Here is a 20,310-nt window from a genome sequence, read left to right as displayed (position 1 = left end):
CACTGACCCACCGCTATCGCGGGCAAGCCCGGCTCCCACAGTTGATTGCATTTCAAATGTAGATCGCAAAAAAAAACGCCAACCCTAGGGTTGGCGTTTTTATGCGGCGCTTAACGTATCACTGCGGCTTCTTGCGACCAAAACCAGGACGCTGGCCGGAACCGGCCGGTGCGCCACGGCGCTTGCCCGAAGGCTCGTCCGCGACCAGTTTCGGGCCAGGGCGCTTGTTCGCCGCTGGCTTGGCTGGACGCTTGGTGCTGGCGTTGTCGGCCGGGCGATCCGCTTCACCACGGTTGCTACGACCACCCGCCGGAGCAGGACGCGGCGTACGTGGCGCACGCTCGCCTTCCTGACGCGATGGCGTGGTGGGGCGGCGCTCGCCTTCAATGTGCGGCTGACGCGAGATACGACCGCCGGTGGCCGGTGCATCCAGCGCAGGGCGCAGGGTGCGGGCAACACGTTCGGTACGTGGCACTGGGCGCGACGATTTGCGCTGCATACGCTCAAGCTTGTCTTTGCTCTTGGCGTTCATCTGCGGCATGGCAACCGGCGTCAGGCCCACTTCGGCGCTGAGGATATCGACCTCGTACTGGCTCATTTCGCGCCAGCGGCCCATCGGCAGGTCGGAATTCAGGAACACCGGACCGAAACGCACGCGCTTGAGGCGGCTGACCACCAGGCCCTGGGACTCCCACAGGCGGCGCACTTCACGGTTACGGCCTTCCATCACCACGCAGTGGTACCAGTGGTTGAAACCTTCGCCGCCTGGCGCCTGCTTGATGTCGGTGAACTTGGCCGGGCCGTCTTCGAGCACCACGCCCGCCTTGAGGCGTTCGATCATCTCGTCATCGACTTCACCGCGTACACGCACGGCGTATTCACGGTCCATCTCGTAGGACGGGTGCATCAGGCGGTTGGCCAACTCACCGTCGGTGGTGAACATCAGCAAGCCGGTGGTGTTGATGTCCAGGCGGCCGATGTTGATCCAGCGGCCTTCTTTAGGCTTGGGCATCTTGTCGAACACGGTCGGACGGCCTTCCGGGTCGTCACGGGTGCAGATCTCGCCGTCGGGCTTGTTGTACATGATCACGCGGCGCACCGATTCGGCGGCCTCTTCACGCTTGATGACCTTGCCATCAATGGTGATTGCATCGTGCAGGTCGACGCGCTGGCCGAGGGTAGCCTCGACGCCGTTGACCTTGATGCGCTTCTGGGTGATCCAGGCTTCGACGTCGCGGCGCGAGCCCACGCCGATACGCGCCAGCACTTTTTGCAGCTTTTCGCCTGCTGGGCCGATTTCCTGGTCTTTCTGGTCTTGGTCATTCATCGTAAGCACCTCCCGGTGGGTCGATTCAGGCGTGGCCTGAGGGGTATTGAAAGCGGGGCCTAGGCCGAATAGGTCGGCAAGGGGTCGCGAATCATACGCGCATGGCGCGTGTTGCGCATCACAGACTAGCCGATAACGCCCAAGTCATTTGCTTTTCCGCCGACCGGTGGCGCCCAGGGCCAGCAAACGCAGCTGGGCTTCGGCCAGAACGGTGCGCTTGTCGGTTTTGTCGAGTTTCTTCCAGGCACGGATTTCACGCTTGCTGCGGCCACAGCCGACGCAGATGTCGTCGGCGAACTTGCAAATGCTGACGCATGGATCTTTGGTCGAACTCATACACTTCCCCTAGCGACGCAGATCAAATGTGGGAGCGGGCTTGCTCGCGAATGCGGTGTATCAGCTTGCAGATGCATTGACTGAAGCACCGCATTCGCGAGCAAGCCCGCTCCCACATGGGGTATTGCAGTGTTTGGATATATCGCGTCAGTCTTCGAACTGGCGGCGTTCGTTTTCGATGGCTTCAGCAAGCGCCCGGGCTTCGTCTTCTTCGTCACTCAGGGGCGGCTGTTCGAGGGCGGCGACGGCGGCCAGGAGCTTTTCCCGGGCCTGGGCCACGCCAAGCACATCGTCTTGGGCTTCGACCTCAGGCTCGGATTCAACGTTCACCTGGGTTTCTGGCTCCGCCGCACCATCACGCAGCAAATCGTCGAAGTCGGTCTTGATCCCCTGCTCCATGTCGTCCAGCTCCAGCAACAACGTATGGAAACTGGTTTCGTCCTTGGGCTCCTCCGGCTCGGCGCTGGCATCGGCCAGTTCCTGCAGGCTTTGCGGCACCGGCGCGTCGTCGAAATCGAGCACTGGCTCGGCCTCCATTTCGCGCAGTTCGGCCAGCGGCGGCAGGTCGTCGAGGTTCTTCAGGTTGAAATGATCGAGGAACACCTTGGTGGTGGCGAACATCGCCGGTTTGCCGGGCACGTCACGGTAGCCAACGATGCGAATCCACTCGCGCTCCAGCAGGGTCTTGACGATATGGCTGTTGACCGCCACACCACGCACGTCTTCGATCTCGCCCCGAGTGATGGGCTGGCGATAGGCGATCAGCGCCATGGTCTCCAGCATCGCCCTCGAGTAGCGCTGCGGGCGCTCTTCCCACAAACGCCCGACCCACGGTGAAAACTTCTCACGGATCTGCAGGCGGTAACCCGACGCCACTTCGCGCAACTCAAAGGCACGGCCCTCACAGGACTTGCGCAGGATCTCCAAGGCTTTCTTGAACACCGGCGGCTCCGGGCGTTCGGCTTCTTCAAAGAGTTCGAACAGGCGCTCCAAAGATTGCGGTTTGCCCGAGGCCAGGAGAAAGGCCTCCAGCAAAGGGGCCAGTTCGCGGGGTTCAGTCAGATTCATCGATTCAGCTCGTTATTCGGCTCGCGCCCGCACGTGGATAGCCGCAAAAGGCTCATTCTGCACCAGCTCGACCAAGGATTCCTTGACCAGCTCAAGGATCGCCATAAAGGTCACCACCACGCCCAGTCGCCCTTCCTCGGCGGTGAACAACTCGACAAAGGGCACAAACCCACCGCCCTTGAGACGTTCCAGCACATCGCTCATGCGCTCGCGGGTGGACAGCGCTTCACGGCTGACCTGGTGGCTCTCGAACATATCGCCACGGCGCAGTACTTCGGCCATGGACATCAGCAATTCTTCCAGACTCACGTCCGGCAGCAACTTGCGCGCGCGCGCCTCGGGAGCGTCGAGCTTGGGCACCACCACATCACGGCCCACACGGCTCAGACCGTCGATGCCTTCGGCGGCAGCCTTGAAGCGTTCGTACTCCTGCAGGCGGCGGATCAGCTCGGCGCGCGGGTCATCCTCTTCGGCTTCTACCGTCTCCGAGCGCGGCAACAGCATGCGCGACTTGATCTCGGCGAGCATGGCGGCCATCACCAGGTACTCGGCGGCCAATTCCAGGCGCACCGACTGCATCAGTTCGACATAGCCCATGTACTGGCGGGTGATTTCTGCCACCGGAATATCGAGGATGTTGATGTTCTGCTTGCGGATCAGGTAAAGCAGCAAGTCCAGGGGGCCTTCGAAGGCTTCAAGGAACACCTCCAGGGCGTCCGGCGGGATGTACAGGTCCAGGGGCATTTCCATAACCGCCTGGCCATACACCATGGCAAACGGCAGTTCTTGCTGGGCGCCAGCCTGGGGATCAGCGGCTTCCACGGCTGACATTCAGGCCTCGACCATGAACGGAGCCGGGTCGCCACAACCCACACGCACCACTTCTGGTTCGCCATCGGCCAGGTTGATCACCGTGGAGGCCTTGTTGCCGCCGTAGCCGCCGTCGATGATCAGGTCGACGTGCTTTTCCAGCAAACGGCGCATTTCGTAAGGGTCGTACAACGGCTCGGTTTCGCCGGGCAGGATCAACGACACGCTCATCAGCGGTTCGCCCAACTCGGCCAGCAGCGCCAGGGCAATCGGGTGTTCCGGCACGCGCAGGCCGATGGTGCGTTTTTTCGGGTGCAGTAACAGGCGCGGCACTTCGCGAGTGGCGTTGAGAATGAACGTGTAAGGCCCCGGCGTGTGGGCCTTGAGCAGGCGGAAGGTACCGGTGTCGACCTTGGCGAACAGGCCGAGCTGGGACAAGTCGCTGCAGATCAGCGCAAAGTTGTGCTTGTCGTCCAGCTGGCGCAAGCGTCTTACCCGCTCGACCGCGCCCTTGTCGCCGATCTGGCAGCCAATGGCGTAGGACGAATCAGTCGGGTAGATCACCACGCCACCGGCGCGGATGATCTCTACGGCCTGCTTGATCAGGCGCGCCTGAGGGTTTTCCGGATGAATCTGGAAGAATTGACTCACGTGCTCTACCTGTTCAGACGGTGGCAATAATGGGGTCATGCTTGAATCGCCCCCACAACAGCGGCAGATCTTCCGGGACCTGACGATACTCGCCAATCTCGGACCAGCCGCCTGGGCCATGAAAATCACTGCCGGCACTGACCAGCAGACCAAATTCGCGGGCAAGGATCGCCAGGCTGCCGACCTGTTCTGCCGGTTGATGCCCGTTGACCACCTCGATGGCGTGGCCACCCGCACCAATATAGTCGCTGATCAGCTTGCGGCGCTTGCTGCGGGTGAAATCGTAATGCCAGGGATGCGCCAGGCTGACCCAGGCCCCGGAGGCCCGCAGGGTCTGGACGGTGTCTTCCAGGGTCGGCCAATGCAGCTTCACATCGCCCAACTTGCCGGCGCCCAGCCATTTGCGAAAGGCCTCGGCGCGATCCTTGACATAGCCTTCGCGCACCATCCAGTCGGCAAAATGCGGACGGGCCGGTGCGTTGCCGCTGTCGCCCAGCTCCTGCTGGATGGCGCGGGCGCCGTCGAGGGCGCCAGGCATACCTTTAAGGCTTAGCTTGCGGCTTATTTCTTCGGACCGCAGCCAGCGGCCATCGTGCAATTGGGCAATCGCCGCCACCAAGGGCGGGGCCTTTTGATCAAAACCGTAGCCCAGCACATGGATGGTGGCGCCGCCCCAGGTGCAGGACAATTCCACGCCGTTGACCAGTTGCATGCCCAGGGAATGCGCGGCCTGGCGGGCTTCATCGAGGCCTTCGAGGGTGTCGTGGTCGGTCAATGCCAAAACTCGCACGCCTTTTTCAAACGCACGCGCAACCAATACCGCGGGCGCCAGGGCGCCGTCGGAGGCCGTGCTGTGGCAGTGCAAATCAACATTCACGGGAGTGTGTAACCTCAAGTCAGCTGGCGCTATCGCAACCAAGGATGTTTGTTATTATGCCGTCACATCCAGCTTCTGGCTCTTACTGTGAAACAATTCATCGACTTCATCCCGCTGTTGCTGTTTTTCATCGTTACCAAACTCGACCCCAGGGTCATCGAAATCGCCGGCCACGAGCTATCGTTCGGAGGCATCTACAGTGCCACTGCCGTACTGATCATCAGCTCCATCGTAGTGTACGGCGCCATTTTCATCTCCCAGCGCAAGTTGGAAAAAAGCCAATGGCTGACCCTTATCGCCTGCCTGGTATTCGGTGGCCTGACCCTGGCCTTCCACAGCGAAACCTTCCTTAAATGGAAAGCCCCGGTGGTGAACTGGCTGTTCGCTCTGGTGTTCATCGGCAGCCACTTCATTGGTGACCGCCTGCTGATCAAGCGAATCATGGGCCATGCGCTGACCTTGCCGGAGCCGGTGTGGGTGCGCCTGAACGTGGCCTGGATCGTGTTTTTCCTGTTCTGCGGTGCCGCCAACCTGTTCGTGGCCTTCACGTTCCAGGACTACTGGGTCGACTTCAAAGTGTTCGGCAGCCTGGGCATGACCGTATTGTTCCTGATCGGCCAGGGCATCTACCTGTCGCGCCACTTGCATGACACCGCGTCTACCACGCCGAAAACCGAGGACTGACATGCTCTACGCCATCATTGCCACCGATATTGCCAACTCCCTGGAAAAACGCTTGAGCGTACGCCCGGCCCACGTCGAGCGCCTTAAACAGCTGCAAGCCGAAGGCCGCATCGTACTGGCCGGCCCGCACCCGGCGGTCGACAGCAATGACCCGGGCGACGCCGGCTTCACCGGCAGCCTGATCGTAGCCGAGTTTGCTTCCCTGGCCGACGCCGAGGCCTGGGCCAAGGCAGACCCTTACGTTGCAGCAGGCGTCTATGCCGATGTGGTGATCAAGCCGTTCAAGCAAGTCCTGCCTTGAACCCGGCTGCGTCGAACCTAATCGTTTCGGCGCACTCCTAATGGCTCACGGCGTCACCGGTGGGGTCGTCGCCGTCGACAATGGCTAAATCGAGTGAGTCATGAGCGAGCTGTTACTGATAGATGATGACCAGGAGCTCTGTGAGCTGCTGACCAGTTGGTTGAGCCAGGAAGGCTTCCAGGTGCGCGCCTGCCACAACGGCCTGAGCGCCCGCAAAGCCTTGGCCGAAGCCGCCCCGGCGGCGGTGGTGCTCGATGTGATGCTGCCCGACGGCAGCGGCCTGGAGTTGCTCAAGCAACTGCGCAACGACCACCCGGAGTTGCCGGTGCTGATGCTCTCGGCGCGGGGCGAGCCTCTGGACCGCATCCTCGGCCTGGAACTGGGCGCCGACGACTACCTGGCCAAGCCTTGCGATCCGCGCGAACTGACGGCGCGCCTGCGCGCCGTGTTACGCCGCAGCCACCCGGCCGCGGTATCGACCCAGCTGGAACTGGGCGACTTGTGCTTCAGCCCGGTGCGCGGGGTGGTCAGCATTGATGAGCAGGAATTCACCCTGACCGTCTCCGAAAGCCGCCTGCTTGAAGCCTTGCTGCGTCAACCCGGCGAGCCCCTGGACAAACAGGAACTGGCGCAGATCGCCCTGGGCCGCAAGTTGACCCTCTACGATCGCAGCCTGGACATGCACGTCAGCAACCTGCGCAAGAAGATCGGCCCACACCCGGATGGCCGGCCACGCATCGTGGCGCTGCGTAGTCGTGGCTACTACTACAGCCTCTAAACATCCCGCTTAACCCTGTGGGAGCTGGCTTGCCTGCGATAGCGGTGTGTCAGGCCACCGTTATGCTAACTGGCCCACCGCTATCGCAGGCAAGCCAGCTCCCACCATTGATTTCATCACCTTCAAGGGTTTTGTCAGCTCCTGTCAAACCTGTCTTTACCGAAGCTTTACCCTCCCCTGACCGCCGCTGACCTTGCGCTGCGTAACCTACTCACATCCGGACTCACCGGAATAGAGACAGGAGAATCACCATGCGCAAGACCCTTATCGCTTTGATGCTCGCCGCTGCACTGCCTACCGTCGCCATGGCCATGCCTGAAGGCCCGGGCCCGATGGGCGGCCACGAAGGCCACATGATGGGTGGCCCAGGCCACGGTGAACACGGTCCGCGTGGTAAAGGTGGCCCGTTCAGCCAGTTGGACTTGAGCAAGGAACAGCGTGAGCAGATCCGCAAGCTGATGGGTGAGCAATGGCACGCTCGCAAAGACCTGACCCAAAAGTACCTGGACAAACTGCCGGCCGCTGACCAGAAGGCGATGCAGGACGAAATCGCCGCCGGCAAGCAGAAAACCCAGGCCGATATCCGCGCCGTGCTCAAGCCCGACCAACAGAAGAAGTACGACGAGATCGTCAAGAAGCAAGCCGAGCGCCGCGCCGAATGGAAAGAGTTCCAGGCCTGGAAAGCCCAGCAAGCGCAAAAAGCGCAATAATGGCCTAGCTTCACCCCAGCCCAGTGGTTCGCGCCGCTGGGCTTTTCCTGTTTGAGGGTTTCCTGTGCGTTCATTGTTCTGGCGTATCCTGGCGAGTTTCTGGCTGGCCATCGCCCTGGTAGGCGGGTTGTCGATTTTGCTTGGGCATATGCTCAACCAGGACGCCTGGATTCTGAGCCGCCACCCTGGCCTCAACAACCTGGCCCAAGAGTGGACGCAACTCTATGAAGCCCAGGGCGAAGACGCCGCCCAGGACTTGCTGCAACAGCGCAAACGCCAGTACCACATTGATGTGCAAGTGCTGAACGAGAGTGGCGAGCCGGTGGTGCGGGGCACCTTCCCGCGCCGCGCCGCCGCCTTCGAAGCCCGGCAGAACGACAGCCAGGACGGCCACCTGCCGTGGCGACGCCTGACCGCCGAGTACACCAGCGACAAAACCGGCGACACCTACCTGCTGATCTACCGCATTCCCCACCCGGAGCTGGAGGCCTGGCACCGCAGCAGCCTGCTGTGGCCGCTCAGTGCCCTGGCGATTACCCTGGTGGTGCTGACCCTGTTCAGCCTTCTGGTGACGTTGTCCATTACTCGCCCGCTCAGTCGTTTGCGCGGCGCGGTGCATGATCTGGGGCAAACCACCTATCAACAAAACAGCCTGGCGCAACTGGCCAACCGGCGCGACGAATTCGGTGTCTTGGCTAACGACTTCAACCGCATGGGCGCGCGCCTGCAAAGCCTGATCGGCAGCCAGCGCCAGTTGCTGCGCGACGTCTCCCACGAACTGCGCTCGCCGTTGGCGCGCTTGCGTATCGCCCTGGCCCTGGCCGAACGCGCCAGCCCCGAAGAGCGGGAAAAACTCTGGCCGCGCCTGACCCGCGAATGCGATCGCCTGGAAGCCTTGATCAGCGAGATCCTGGTGTTGGCACGGGTCGACGCCGACAACGCCAGCGCCGAAGACATCGACCTCACCCCGTTGCTTAAAACCCTGCAAAAGGACGCCCAACTCAGTGCCCCCGAGCAAGTGGTGCAACTGACGACTGCCAATGATTTGCAGCTTAAAGGCTGGCCGACCATGATCGAACGCGCCGTGGACAACCTGCTGCGCAATGCCCAGCGCTTCAACCCGGTGGGCGAACCGATTGAATTGCAGGCCCAGCATCAAGGCGGGCGCATTCTGATCAGCGTACGCGACCACGGCCCCGGCGTTGAAGCCGAGCACCTGAGCCAATTGGGCGAGCCGTTCTATCGGGCGCCGGGCCAGACCGCCCAAGGTCATGGCCTGGGCCTGGCCATCGCCCGTCGCGCCGCCGAGCGCCATGGCGGCAACCTGATCCTGGCCAACCATCCCGATGGCGGCTTTATCGCCAGCATCGAACTGCCCTTGATCCCTGGGGTTGCCACACCAGTGGGATGATCTTCTATAGTGGCCCTTCTCTTACGGAGGGCCTTTGATGACTGACCTGCTGACTCCCATCCAAGCCGCACTCGCGTTACCGCACGCCCCACTGCCCCAGACCCAGGCCGGTGCCTTGCCCTCGACCTTTGCCGTGACTGACCTGGCGGCCGCCAGCATCGGCGCCGCGGGCCAGGCTATCGCCCAGTTGATTGAGCAACAAACCGGGCGTCTGCCCAGCGTCAGCGTGGATCGGCGCCTGGCCTCGTTGTGGTTCTCTTCGTCGATTCGCCCCGTGGGGTGGCAAGTGCCGCCTTTGTGGGACCCGGTAGCGGGTGATTACGCCAGCGTCGATGGCTGGATCCGCCTGCACACCAACGCGCCCCATCATCGTGCGGCGGCCGAGCGGGTATTGGGGCCTGCCGCTGATTGCGCCGCCATGGCGAGTAGAGTCGCGACCTGGAAAGCCGCCGAACTGGAACAGGCGGTTGTCGATGCGGGCGGTTGTGCCGCGCAAATGCGTAGCTGGCAAGCCTGGCAGCAGCATCCCCAAGGCTTGGCGGTAAACGCCGAAGCGTTGATCCAGCGCCAGGTCTTCGAACCCGGCATCGACAAACCCTGGCTAGGCTCAGCCGCTCGCCCACTGGCCGGCATCAAGGTGCTGGATTTGACCCGGGTGCTGGCCGGCCCGGTGGCCAGTCGTTTCCTCGCAGGCTTAGGCGCCGACGTACTGCGCATCGACTCGCCCACTTGGAACGAACCTGGCGTCGTCCCGGAAATGACCCTGGGTAAACGCTGCGCCCGCCTTGATCTAAAGCGCCACGACGACCGGCAGGTGTTTGAAGCGTTGCTCAAGGACGCCGACATTCTGTTCCACGGTTACCGCGCCGATGCCCTGGAGCAACTGGGTTATACCCTTGGCGAACGTCAGCACATCGCCCCCGGCCTGATCGACGTCAGCCTCAACGCCTACGGCTGGAGCGGCCCATGGCGTAATCGGCGTGGCTTTGACAGCCTGGTGCAGATGAGCAGCGGGATTGCCGAGGCCGGCATGGCCTGGAAACAGACGGATAAACCGCTGCCGCTACCGGTGCAGGCGCTGGATCACGCCACCGGCTATTTGATGGCCGCCAGCGCGATCCGGGCTTTGGCCGAGCGCCTGGACTCCGGACGCGGCGGTTCGGCGCGCTTGTCGTTGGCGCGCACGGCGAAGTTGCTGGTGGCGGCCGGGCAAGTGTCACAGCAAGCGGCATTGCGTGAGGAAGACATCAATGACCAGGGCCTGGTCGTGGAGCAGACAGCCTGGGGCCAGGCCCACCGGCTACTGGCGCCGCTGAGCATCAGTGGCACGCCGTTGCAGTGGGATTTGCCGGCGGTGGAACTGGGCTCGCATCGGCCACAGTGGTGACTTCTCGTCCGCTTTCGCGAGCAAGCCCGCTCCCACACTTGACCGAGTACATTCTTTGAAATGCGATAAACATGTGGGAGCGGGCTTGCTCGCGAAGAGGGCCTGACAGGCGCCGCTAATCTTTGCGGTTCAACGACGTCCACAAATGCTGCGCCGCATACGCCCTCAACGGCCGCCACGCCTCGGCCCGCGCCAATAACTGCCGCGCCGACACCGGCCCACCTTCCAAGGCTGCCAAAGCATTGATCAGCCCGATATCCCCCGACGCAAATGCATCCACCTCGCGCAACTGGCGCATGGCGATGTACTGCGCGGTCCACTCTCCAATCCCCGGCAACGCAACCAGCCGTGCAACGCCGTCCTGGAGGCTGGCCTTGGGTTCGAAAAGCTGAGGATCATCCAACAGCGCCTGGGCCACACCGGACAACGTACGACCCCGCGCCTTGGGCATGCCCAGGGTGGCCAGGTCTGCCGCCGCCAGCACTTCTGGTGTCGGAAACAGGTGGGTAATACCGGCGTGCGGGGATGCCAGCGCCAGGCCATACTGAGCCACCAGCTTGCTCGCCAGGCGAATCGCCGCCACCACGGTTATCTGCTGGCCCAGCACTGCACGAATCGCCAGTTCCAACCCGTCCCAGGTGCCTGGCAACCGCAGGCCAGGGCGGGCCGCAGCCAGTTGCGCCATCAGGGGATCTTGCGACAATTGCGCGTTGATCACCTCAGGCACCGCATCCAGATCAAACATCCTGCGCAAGCGCCACTCGATCTCAGGCATCGCTGCAGGCTCGGGAAAGTCGACCGTCACCTCCAGCCAATCCCCCACGCCCGGTTCGACGCTGACCCAGCCATGTCGGCCCGCCACACTGATACTGCGCCGATATACGCCGGCGACCACGGTTTCCAACCCGGTAATCGCCCGCGCCGATAGGAACCCCAGCATCGCCGCCCAGTCGTAGGGCGGTTGATACGCCAATCTCACAGTGACAATACCCCGCTATACAGCCCATACGCGGCTAACCCGGCACCCGCGATCACGCCGCTGAAAATGCCTTTTTCCACGGCGGTAAACAAGGGTAGGCCCTGCTCGCGCTTGGCCAGGGCAAACAGGATCACACCCGGGGCGTACAGCAACGCCGACAGCAGCAAATACTTCAAGCCCCCCGCATACAGCAGCCAAATCGCGTAGCCGAGGGCAACCAGCCCCACCAGCAGATCTTTCATGCGCCGGCGCTGCCAGCCTGCATAGGTTTCGCCGCGCGCGCTCAACAGCACCGCATAGGCCGCCGACCACAAATAAGGCACCAGGATCATCGAGGACGCCAGGTAGATCAGGGTGGTGTAGGTGCTGGCGGAAAACAGCGTGATCACCAGGAATGCCTGGATCATCACGTTGGTCAGCCATAAGGCATTGACCGGCACCTGATTGGCGTTTTCCTTCTTCAGGAACGCCGGCATGGTCTTGTCCTGGGCGGTGGCATAGAGGATTTCCGCGCACAGCAGCGCCCAGGAGAGCAACGCGCCGAGCAGCGAAACCGCCAGGCCGATACTGATCAATACCGCACCCCAAGGCCCGACGACATGCTCCAACACACCGGCCAGGGACGGGTTCTGCAATTGCGCCAGCTCCGGCTGGCTCATGATGCCCAGGGACAACACATTCACCAGCACCAGCAAGGCCAGCACGCCCACGAAACCAATCACCGTGGCGCGCCCCACGTCCGAGCGTTTCTGCGCCCGCGCCGAATACACACTGGCGCCTTCGATCCCGATAAATACAAACACCGTGACCAGCATCATGTGGCGCACCTGCTCGACCACGCTGCCCATCTGCGGGTTACCCATTCCCCAGATATCGCGGGTGAAAATATCCGCCTTGAATGCAACGGCGGCGATCACGATAAACATCAGCAGCGGCACGATCTTCGCCACCGTCGTCACCTGATTGATGAACGCTGCCTCTTTGATCCCGCGCATCACCAGAAAATGTACGGCCCACAGCAACAGCGACGCGCAGCCGATGGCAAGCGGCGTATTGCCCTGGCCGAACGCCGGAAAAAAGTAGCCGAGGGTGCTGAATAGCAAGACGAAATAACCGACATTGCCCATCCACGCACTGATCCAGTAACCCCAGGCGGATGAAAAGCCCATGTAGTCGCCAAAACCCGCCTTGGCGTAGGCATAAACCCCGGAGTCCAGTTCTGGCTTACGGTTCGCCAACGTCTGGAACACAAAGGCCAGGGTCAGCATGCCGATGGCGGTGATCGCCCAGCCGATCAATATGGCGCCCACTTCGGCACGGGCGGCCATGTTCTGCGGCAATGAAAAGATGCCGCCGCCAATCATCGAGCCCACCACCAGGGCGATCAGGGCACTGAGCCGGAGTTTCTGGGCGGGTTGGGTCATGCAGCTTCCTCGAAATAAACGGTTGGGCGACAACTGCGCACACAAGTAATTCAGATTAATGACGTTGTCATAACATAAGGATATGTAAAGGTAGGAAGTTTAGGCTTATTTAGAATTTAAATACGTCAATTATGAAGCGATAGTCAAACAACGTACAAAAAATTTGCACATTCGCAAATACGAACTAGCGTCAACACCCATGCCCTCGACCAAATGATTAACCACAAAGCAAAGAGCGCTCTATCAAGCGCCTTTGCGGGACTTGTTCGTCCGCAAAAACCTCACCCTAAGTCGTTAATTCACAATGGAATGTGCCAATGAAGTGATCTGAGTCAGCTGTTTGATTAGCGCACGGAATTATTCTGTGGTCTCTCTTCTCCTGCATTGGAGTCATGCAATGTCTGAAACTCCCGGAAAACTTCGACTAGGCGCCCTGGTCGCACTTGTCGTCGGCTCGATGATTGGCGGCGGTATCTTTTCATTGCCACAAAACATGGCCGCCAGCGCCGATGTCGGTGCGGTGTTGATCGGCTGGGTGATTACCGCCATCGGTATGTTGACCCTCGCCTTCGTGTTCCAGACCCTCGCCAACCGCAAGCCTGACCTCGACGGCGGGGTCTACGCCTACGCCAAGGCCGGTTTCGGCGACTACATGGGCTTTTCATCCGCCTGGGGCTACTGGATCAGCGCCTGGCTGGGCAACGTCGGCTACTTCGTGTTGCTGTTCAGCACCTTGGGCTATTTCTTCCCGGTCTTTGGCGAGGGCAATACCCCGACGGCAGTGATCGCTGCGTCAGTGCTGTTATGGGCCGTGCATTTCCTGGTGCTGCGCGGGATCAAGGAAGCGGCGTTCATCAACCTGGTGACCACCGTCGCCAAGGTGGTGCCGCTGCTGCTGTTCGTGCTCATCGCCCTGTTCGCGTTCAAGCTGGACATCTTCACCGCTGACATCTGGGGCGTGAAAAACCCGGACCTGGGCAGTGTGATGAACCAGGTGCGCAACATGATGCTGGTCACCGTGTGGGTGTTTATCGGCATCGAAGGCGCGAGCATCTTCTCGTCCCGTGCCGAGAAACGCAGTGACGTGGGCAAGGCCACCGTGATCGGCTTTATCACTGTGCTGCTGTTCCTGATGCTGGTGAACGTGCTGTCCCTGGGGATCATGACCCAGCCGGAACTGGCCAAACTGCAAAACCCGTCGATGGCCGCCGTGCTGGAGCATGTGGTGGGCCACTGGGGCGCGGTGCTGATCAGCGTGGGCTTGATCATCTCCCTGCTCGGCGCGCTGCTGTCCTGGGTGCTGCTGTGTGCGGAGATCATGTTCGCCGCCGCCAAGGACCACACCATGCCGGAGTTCCTGCGCAAGGAAAACGCCAACCATGTGCCGGTCAACGCCCTGTGGCTGACCAACGCAATGGTGCAGATATTCCTGGTGATCACGCTGTTTTCCGCCAGCACCTACCTGTCACTGATCTACCTCGCCACCTCGATGATCCTGGTGCCTTACCTGTGGTCGGCGGCCTACGCCCTGCTGCTGGCGGTGCGCGGCGAGACCTACGAGAACGCCCTCAAAGAGCGCAGAAAGGACCTGTTCATCGGCGCTATCGCCCTGATCTATGCGATCTGGCTGCTCTACGCCGGCGGCACCAAATACCTGCTGCTCTCCGCCCTGCTCTATGCCCCTGGCGCGATCCTGTTCGCCAAAGCCAAGCGTGAACTGGGCAAACCGATTTTCACCCCCGTCGAGAAGCTGATTTTCGCCGCAGTGGTCATTGGCGCCCTGGTGGCGGCCTATGGGCTCTACGACGGCTTCCTGACCCTGTAATTGTTGTTCACTGGAGGATCTGTAATGACCACGGAAAAAGTGAAGTACGGCGTACATTCCGAAGCCGGCAAACTGCGCAAAGTCATGGTGTGCTCCCCAGGTTTGGCCCACCAGCGGCTGACCCCCAACAACTGCGACGAGCTGCTGTTCGATGACGTGCTGTGGGTGGCCCAGGCCAAGCGCGACCACTTCGACTTCGTGACCAAGATGCGCGAGCGGGACATTGATGTGCTGGAAATGCACAACCTGCTCACCGACATCGTCGCCAACCCCGAAGCGCTGGACTGGATTCTGGAACGCAAGATCACCGCCAACACCGTAGGCCTGGGCCTGGTCGATGAAGTCGGTTCGTGGCTGCGCAGCCTGGAGCCGCGCAAAATCAGCGAGTACCTGATTGGCGGCGTATCGGCCGACGACCTGCCGAGCAGCTTCGGTGGCAAGACCATCGAGATGTTCCGCGATTTTCTCGGCCATGCCAGTTTCATCTTGCCGCCACTGCCCAACACCCAGTTCACCCGCGACACCACTTGCTGGATCTACGGCGGCGTGACGCTCAACCCGATGTACTGGCCGGCGCGCCGCCAGGAAACCCTGCTGACCAGCGCCATCTATAAATTCCACCCTGAGTTCACCAACGCGGACTTCCAGATCTGGTACGGCGACCCCGATCAGGAACATGGCGCCGCGACGCTGGAAGGCGGCGACGTGATGCCGATTGGCAACGGCGTGGTGTTGATCGGCATGGGTGAGCGTTCGTCCCACCAGGCCATTGGCCAACTGGCGCGCAACCTGTTCCAGAACAAAGCCGTGGAGCGCGTCATCGTGGCCGGCCTGCCCAAATCCCGCGCCGCGATGCACCTGGACACCGTGTTCAGCTTCTGCGACCGCGACCTGGTCACCGTCTTCCCCGAAGTGGTCAACCAGATCGTGCCTTTCACCCTGCGTCCTGACGAGAGCAAGCCCCACGGCATCGACATTCAGCGCGAGAAAACCAACTTCCTCGAAACCGTGGCCGCAGCGCTCAACCTCAAGGCCCTGCGCGTGGTCGAGACCGGCGGCAACAGCTTCGCCGCCGAACGCGAGCAATGGGATGACGGCAACAACGTGGTGGCCGTGGAACCGGGCGTGGTGATTGGCTACGACCGCAATACCTACACCAACACCCTGCTGCGCAAGGCCGGTGTGGAAGTGATCACCATCAGCGCCGGTGAACTCGGCCGAGGCCGTGGCGGCGGCCACTGCATGACCTGCCCGATCATCCGCGACCCTATCGACTATTAAGGAGATTTCATCATGGCTTTCAATATGCGCAACCGCAGCCTGCTGTCGCTGATGCACCACACCACTCGCGAGCTGCATTATCTGCTGGACCTGTCCCGCGACCTCAAACGCGCCAAATACACCGGCACCGAGCGTCCGCACCTGCAGGGCAAGAACATCGCACTGATCTTCGAAAAAACCTCCACCCGCACTCGCTGTGCCTTCGAAGTCGCGGCCCATGACCAGGGCGCCCACGTCACCTATATCGACCCGGTGTCGTCGCAGATCGGCCACAAAGAAAGCATGAAAGACACCGCCCGCGTACTGGGCCGGATGTTCGATGCCATTGAATACCGTGGCTTTGAGCAGGAAATCGTCGAAGAGCTGGCCAAGTTCGCCGGTGTGCCGGTGTTCAACGGCCTCACCGCCGAATTCCACCCGACCCAGATGATCGCCGACACCCTGACCATGCGCGAACACAGCGACAAGCCGCTGCATGACATCAGCTACGCCTACCTCGGGGACGCCCGCTACAACATGGGCAACTCGCTGCTGATGATCGGCGCCAAGCTGGGCATGGACGTGCGCATCGGCGCGCCCAAAGCGCTGTGGCCCCATGAAGATTTCATCAAGCAATGCCAGGCCTTTGCCGAGGAAAGCGGCGCACGCATCACCATCACCGAAGACCCGAAAGAAGCCGTGAAAGGTGTGGATTTCATCCACACCGATATCTGGGTGTCCATGGGCGAACCGGTGGAAGCGTGGGACGAGCGCATCGAGCAACTGCTGCCGTACCAGGTCAACGCCAAGATGATGAAAGCCTCGGGCAACCCTCGGGTGAAATTCATGCATTGCCTGCCGGCGTTCCACAACAGTGAAACCAAGGTCGGCAAGGACATCGCGGCGCGCTATCCGCACCTGGCCAATGGCGTGGAAGTGACCGAAGAGGTGTTCGAGTCGCCGGCCAATATCGCCTTCGAGCAGGCGGAAAACCGCATGCATACCATCAAGGCGATTCTGGTGTCGGCGTTGGCGGATATCTAACCCCACTCTGATCGTTCCCACGCTCCGCGTGGGAATGCAGCCAGTGGCGCTCTGCGCCACAAGAGCGGACGCAGAGCGTCCGGTGAGGCATTCCCACGCAGAGCGTGGGAACGATCATTCTAGAAGGACATTCTGTATGCGCATCGTCGTAGCCCTGGGCGGCAACGCCCTCCTGCGTCGTGGTGAACCCATGACCGCAGACAATCAACGGGCCAACATCCATATCGCCACCGAACAGATCGCCAAGATCCACCCCGGCAACGAGTTGGTGATCGCCCACGGCAATGGCCCGCAAGTGGGCCTGCTGTCATTGCAGGCAGCGGCCTACACCAGCGTCTCGCCTTACCCGCTGGACGTGCTGGGCGCTGAGACAGAGGGCATGATCGGCTACATCATTGAACAGGAACTGGGCAACCTGCTGGACTTTGAAGTGCCGTTCGCCACCCTGCTCACCCAGGTCGAAGTGGACGCCAAGGACCCGGCCTTCCAGAACCCTACCAAGCCCATCGGCCCGGTGTATGCCAAAGCCGAAGCCGAGAAACTCGCCGCCGAGAAAGGTTGGGCCATCGCGCCCGATGGCGACAAATACCGCCGCGTGGTCGCCAGCCCGCGCCCCAAACGCATCTTTGAAATTCGCCCGATCAAATGGCTGCTGGAGAAAAAAGCCATCGTGATCTGCGCCGGTGGCGGCGGCATCCCGACGATGTATGGCGAAGACGGCAAGCTGCGCGGCATTGAAGCCGTGATCGACAAAGACCTGTGTTCCTCCTTGCTGGCCACGCAACTGGAGGCCGATTTGCTGGTGATCGCCACCGACGTCAACGCCGCCTTTATCGACTTCGGCAAGCCCACCCAGAAGGCCATCGGCCAGGCCCACCCCGACGACATGGAAAAACTCGGCTTCGCCGCCGGCTCCATGGGGCCCAAGGTCCAGGCCGCCTGCGAGTTCGCCCGCCAGACTGGCAAAACTGCGGTGATCGGTTCACTCTCGGACATCGAAGCCATCGTCCAGGGCAGCGCCGGCACGCGCATCAGCACGGCCAAACCTGGCATCACCTACCTGTGAAGTTGAGGAGAAACGCCTATGGCTATCTTTGAACCCGGTCACCTGCATATCGAGCGACACGCGCTGAACGAGCATGACTACAGCTATAACCTGTGCATCGACTATGAAGTCAGCCAGGACCCAAAGGAAGGCAAGGGAATGCTCTTCAAACTGCACGGTTCGGTGCAGGGCAAGGACCTCCAGGAAGAGTTCTTCCTGCCCAAGGATCAGGCGTACGACTTTGCCCGGCACGCGATGAACATCGCGCAGAAATACGGCATGCCGAAGATGGCCGTGTTGAATGGGTCGATGCACAAGCAGTACGACCTGATGTTTGAAGATGTGCGGCATCAACTGGATGTGAAATCCGGCGACCCGGTCAAACCCGAACACCTGGAATAAAAACACCGCAAATCCCCTGTGGGAGCGGGCTTGCTCGCGAATGCGGTGGAACAGTCAATAATCAGCTGACTGACCCACCGCATTCGCGAGCAAGCCCGCTCCCACATTTTGATCTCCACTCGCTCCAAGGCATACTTGCCGCCTCTGCTCATCAGAATTGCCAATCGCCCCATGCGTATCCACGTCAGCTTCATCGACCGCGTCGGCATCACCCAGGAAGTCCTGGCCTTGCTCGGTGGGCGCAATCTCAATCTGGATGCGGTGGAAATGGTGCCGCCCAATGTCTATATCGATGCGCCGACCCTCAGCGCCGAGGTGCTTGAAGAGCTGCGCGATGCGTTGTTCAGCGTGCACGGCGTGCAGGCGGTAAAGGTCGTCGACATCCTTCCGGGCCAGCGTCGCCACTTGCAACTCGACGCCCTGCTGGCGGCCATGACCGACCCGGTGCTGGCCCTGGACAGTGCAGGCAAGATCCTGCTGGCCAATCCGGCGCTGATCGCCTTGTACGGGCGTGAACCGGCCGGTGAGAGCATCGCCGAGCTGTTCGATGATCCGGCCTTGCTGGAAACCTTGCTGGACCAGGGCTTTCGATTGCCGTTGCGCGAGATCAGCGTCAACGGCCAGACCTTGCTGCTGGGCGCCACGCCGATCACCGACGCTGGCGCCCTGCTTACCCTCTACCAGCCCAACCGCATCGGCGAACAACTGTCGGCGCTGCACCATGACCATGCCGAAGGGTTTGATGCGCTGCTGGGCGAGTCCCCGGCGATCCGCACGCTCAAGGCTCGGGCGCAACGGGTGGCGGCGCTGGATGCACCGCTGCTGATCCAGGGCGAAACCGGCACCGGCAAAGAGCTGGTGGCCCGCGCCTGCCACGCCATCAGCACGCGCCACAGTGCGCCGTTTCTGGCACTGAACTGCGCGGCGTTGCCGGAAAACCTCGCCGAAAGCGAATTGTTTGGCTATGCGCCTGGCGCCTTTACCGGCGCGCAACGCGGTGGCAAACCGGGGCTGATGGAGCTGGCCAACCAGGGCACGGTATTCCTCGATGAGATCGGTGAAATGTCGCCGTACCTGCAAGCCAAACTGCTGCGCTTTCTCAACGACGGCAGCTTTCGCCGCGTGGGTGGCGACCGCGAAGTGAAGGTCAATGTGCGCATCCTCAGCGCCACCCACCGCGACCTGGAAAAGATGGTCAGCGAAGGCACCTTTCGCGAAGATCTGTTTTACCGCCTCAACGTGCTCAACGTCGCCGTGCCGCCTTTGCGTGAACGCGGCCAGGACATCCTGCTGCTGGCGCGCTACTTCATGCAGCAAGCCTGCGCGCAGATCCAGCGCCCGGTCTGCCGCCTGGCCCCGGGTACCTATCCAGCCCTGCTGGGTAACCACTGGCCGGGCAACGTGCGGCAGTTGCAAAACGTGATCTTCCGCGCTGCCGCCATCTGCGAAAGCAGCCTGGTGGACATCGGCGACCTGGACATCGCCGGCACCTCCGTGGCGCGCCAGAGCGATGGTGAAGTCGACAGCCTGGAACAGGCCGTGGAAGATTTCGAGCGCAGCCTGCTGGAAAGCCTCTACAGCCGCTACCCCTCGACCCGCCAACTGGCCAGCCGGCTGCAAACCTCCCACACGGCTATCGCCCATCGCCTGCGCAAATACGGCATTCCCAACAAACCCTGACGGAATAAACGCGGTTCAACTGTAGGAGCTGGCTTGCCTGCGATAGCGTTGGGTCATCCAACGCCTTAGTGACGGGTAGACCGCTATCGCAGGCAAGCCAGCTCCCATAGAGACCGCATTACAGATTTGGTCTGAGAACGACATTCCGTGTACTGAAAGCGCTACAGCGTAACGATATCGCTACAACCCTGTTTTTTGCGCGCCATGCAAGGCTTTGATCCACATAGGCTTTTTTTCACGCACTCGACTGTAGCGAAAACGCTACAGCACATTCGATTAAGCCTCTGGCGGAATTTATTAACTCTTTGATC

General features: G+C 61.4%; 20 protein-coding genes. 12 read left to right on the top strand and 8 right to left on the bottom strand.

The features are described 5' to 3' along the window. Positions 1–118 precede the first annotated feature (118 nt). The 6 genes from rluB to BT199_RS17570 form a co-directional block, all read right to left on the bottom strand. On the bottom strand, positions 119–1,327 hold the full coding sequence (gene rluB, locus BT199_RS17595; RefSeq protein WP_014719681.1) for a 23S rRNA pseudouridine(2605) synthase RluB: 1,209 nt from the start codon (positions 1,325–1,327) through the stop codon (positions 119–121). A 144-nt stretch (positions 1,328–1,471) separates the two neighbouring features. Continuing rightward, the gene (locus BT199_RS17590; protein ID WP_072435162.1) at positions 1,472–1,663 is read right to left on the bottom strand and encodes a DUF1289 domain-containing protein; all 192 of its coding nucleotides are present in this window, start codon (positions 1,661–1,663) and stop codon (positions 1,472–1,474) included. Between the two features lie 147 nt (positions 1,664–1,810). Then, positions 1,811–2,731, bottom strand: coding sequence for an SMC-Scp complex subunit ScpB (scpB, locus tag BT199_RS17585; RefSeq protein ID WP_072435161.1), 921 nt, complete (start codon positions 2,729–2,731; stop codon positions 1,811–1,813). A gap of 12 nt (positions 2,732–2,743) precedes the next feature. Further along, positions 2,744–3,442, bottom strand: a complete 699-nt coding sequence (locus BT199_RS17580; RefSeq protein WP_164365898.1) for a segregation and condensation protein A — start codon at positions 3,440–3,442, stop codon at positions 2,744–2,746. A gap of 120 nt (positions 3,443–3,562) precedes the next feature. Further along, positions 3,563–4,192: an L-threonylcarbamoyladenylate synthase gene (locus tag BT199_RS17575; RefSeq protein ID WP_003193796.1), complete on the bottom strand. Its 630-nt coding sequence runs from the start codon at positions 4,190–4,192 to the stop codon at positions 3,563–3,565. Positions 4,193–4,205: 13 nt separating this feature from the next. Next, a complete protein-coding gene (locus BT199_RS17570; protein ID WP_003193798.1) occupies positions 4,206–5,069 on the bottom strand; it encodes a PHP domain-containing protein in 864 nt (287 codons plus the stop codon). Positions 5,070–5,156: 87 nt separating this feature from the next. On the opposite strand from BT199_RS17570, the gene BT199_RS17565 reads away from it, so the two are divergent. The 6 genes from BT199_RS17565 (at position 5,157) to BT199_RS17540 (ending at position 10,340) form a co-directional block, all read left to right on the top strand. Continuing rightward, entirely contained in the window at positions 5,157–5,753 is a 597-nt protein-coding gene (locus BT199_RS17565; protein ID WP_014719685.1) for a septation protein A, read from the top strand. 1 nt (position 5,754) lies between these two features. Further along, positions 5,755–6,054, top strand: coding sequence for a YciI family protein (locus BT199_RS17560; protein ID WP_014719686.1), 300 nt, complete (start codon positions 5,755–5,757; stop codon positions 6,052–6,054). Between the two features lie 100 nt (positions 6,055–6,154). Next, a complete protein-coding gene (locus tag BT199_RS17555) occupies positions 6,155–6,832 on the top strand; it encodes a response regulator transcription factor (RefSeq protein WP_014719687.1) in 678 nt (225 codons plus the stop codon). Between the two features lie 251 nt (positions 6,833–7,083). Then, on the top strand, positions 7,084–7,542 hold the full coding sequence (locus tag BT199_RS17550; RefSeq protein WP_014719688.1) for an LTXXQ domain protein: 459 nt from the start codon (positions 7,084–7,086) through the stop codon (positions 7,540–7,542). A gap of 64 nt (positions 7,543–7,606) precedes the next feature. After that, entirely contained in the window at positions 7,607–8,953 is a 1,347-nt protein-coding gene (locus BT199_RS17545; protein ID WP_014719689.1) for a sensor histidine kinase, read from the top strand. A 37-nt stretch (positions 8,954–8,990) separates the two neighbouring features. Beyond that, a complete protein-coding gene (locus tag BT199_RS17540) occupies positions 8,991–10,340 on the top strand; it encodes a CoA transferase (RefSeq protein ID WP_032902760.1) in 1,350 nt (449 codons plus the stop codon). A 115-nt stretch (positions 10,341–10,455) separates the two neighbouring features. Here the strand turns inward: BT199_RS17540 and BT199_RS17535 are convergent, their stop codons facing one another. Next, the gene (locus BT199_RS17535; RefSeq protein ID WP_072435156.1) at positions 10,456–11,319 is read right to left on the bottom strand and encodes a DNA-3-methyladenine glycosylase family protein; all 864 of its coding nucleotides are present in this window, start codon (positions 11,317–11,319) and stop codon (positions 10,456–10,458) included. Continuing rightward, positions 11,316–12,743, bottom strand: a complete 1,428-nt coding sequence (gene arcD, locus BT199_RS17530; RefSeq protein ID WP_014719692.1) for an arginine-ornithine antiporter — start codon at positions 12,741–12,743, stop codon at positions 11,316–11,318. The genes BT199_RS17535 and arcD (BT199_RS17530) overlap by 4 nt, the downstream gene beginning before the upstream one ends. 397 nt (positions 12,744–13,140) lie before the next feature. Here arcD (BT199_RS17530) and arcD (BT199_RS17525) point away from each other — a divergent pair, with 397 nt between their 5' ends. The 6 genes from arcD (BT199_RS17525) to BT199_RS17500 all read left to right on the top strand — a co-directional run bounded on the left by arcD (BT199_RS17525) (position 13,141) and on the right by BT199_RS17500 (position 19,999). Then, positions 13,141–14,568 carry an arginine-ornithine antiporter gene (gene arcD, locus BT199_RS17525; protein ID WP_014719693.1) on the top strand — a complete coding sequence of 476 codons (1,428 nt, stop codon included), beginning with the start codon at positions 13,141–13,143 and terminating at the stop codon, positions 14,566–14,568. 24 nt (positions 14,569–14,592) lie between these two features. After that, positions 14,593–15,849, top strand: coding sequence for an arginine deiminase (arcA, locus tag BT199_RS17520; protein WP_014719694.1), 1,257 nt, complete (start codon positions 14,593–14,595; stop codon positions 15,847–15,849). A gap of 12 nt (positions 15,850–15,861) precedes the next feature. Then, positions 15,862–16,872: an ornithine carbamoyltransferase gene (locus tag BT199_RS17515; RefSeq protein ID WP_014719695.1), complete on the top strand. Its 1,011-nt coding sequence runs from the start codon at positions 15,862–15,864 to the stop codon at positions 16,870–16,872. 136 nt (positions 16,873–17,008) lie between these two features. Next, on the top strand, positions 17,009–17,938 hold the full coding sequence (gene arcC / locus BT199_RS17510) for a carbamate kinase (RefSeq protein ID WP_072435154.1): 930 nt from the start codon (positions 17,009–17,011) through the stop codon (positions 17,936–17,938). An 18-nt stretch (positions 17,939–17,956) separates the two neighbouring features. After that, positions 17,957–18,319, top strand: a complete 363-nt coding sequence (locus BT199_RS17505; protein ID WP_060766532.1) for a DUF5064 family protein — start codon at positions 17,957–17,959, stop codon at positions 18,317–18,319. A 171-nt stretch (positions 18,320–18,490) separates the two neighbouring features. Beyond that, a complete protein-coding gene (locus BT199_RS17500; protein ID WP_072435152.1) occupies positions 18,491–19,999 on the top strand; it encodes a sigma-54-dependent transcriptional regulator in 1,509 nt (502 codons plus the stop codon). Positions 20,000–20,310 lie beyond the last annotated feature (311 nt).

This window comes from Pseudomonas sp. NFR02, from assembly GCF_900119375.1.
Lineage (GTDB): Bacteria > Pseudomonadota > Gammaproteobacteria > Pseudomonadales > Pseudomonadaceae > Aquipseudomonas > Aquipseudomonas paracarnis.
This window is presented reverse-complemented; position numbering and strand designations above follow the sequence as displayed.

Coding starts and splice junctions, on each gene's coding strand:
- rluB (WP_014719681.1), bottom strand. CDS start 1,327: ATGAATGACCAAGACCAGAAAGACCAGGAAATCGGCCCAGCAGGCGAA.
- BT199_RS17590 (WP_072435162.1), bottom strand. CDS start 1,663: ATGAGTTCGACCAAAGATCCATGCGTCAGCATTTGCAAGTTCGCCGAC.
- scpB (WP_072435161.1), bottom strand. CDS start 2,731: ATGAATCTGACTGAACCCCGCGAACTGGCCCCTTTGCTGGAGGCCTTT.
- BT199_RS17560 (WP_014719686.1), top strand. CDS start 5,755: ATGCTCTACGCCATCATTGCCACCGATATTGCCAACTCCCTGGAAAAA.
- BT199_RS17555 (WP_014719687.1), top strand. CDS start 6,155: ATGAGCGAGCTGTTACTGATAGATGATGACCAGGAGCTCTGTGAGCTG.
- BT199_RS17550 (WP_014719688.1), top strand. CDS start 7,084: ATGCGCAAGACCCTTATCGCTTTGATGCTCGCCGCTGCACTGCCTACC.
- BT199_RS17540 (WP_032902760.1), top strand. CDS start 8,991: ATGACTGACCTGCTGACTCCCATCCAAGCCGCACTCGCGTTACCGCAC.
- arcD (WP_014719692.1), bottom strand. CDS start 12,743: ATGACCCAACCCGCCCAGAAACTCCGGCTCAGTGCCCTGATCGCCCTG.
- arcD (WP_014719693.1), top strand. CDS start 13,141: ATGTCTGAAACTCCCGGAAAACTTCGACTAGGCGCCCTGGTCGCACTT.
- arcA (WP_014719694.1), top strand. CDS start 14,593: ATGACCACGGAAAAAGTGAAGTACGGCGTACATTCCGAAGCCGGCAAA.
- BT199_RS17515 (WP_014719695.1), top strand. CDS start 15,862: ATGGCTTTCAATATGCGCAACCGCAGCCTGCTGTCGCTGATGCACCAC.
- arcC (WP_072435154.1), top strand. CDS start 17,009: ATGCGCATCGTCGTAGCCCTGGGCGGCAACGCCCTCCTGCGTCGTGGT.
- BT199_RS17505 (WP_060766532.1), top strand. CDS start 17,957: ATGGCTATCTTTGAACCCGGTCACCTGCATATCGAGCGACACGCGCTG.
- BT199_RS17500 (WP_072435152.1), top strand. CDS start 18,491: ATGCGTATCCACGTCAGCTTCATCGACCGCGTCGGCATCACCCAGGAA.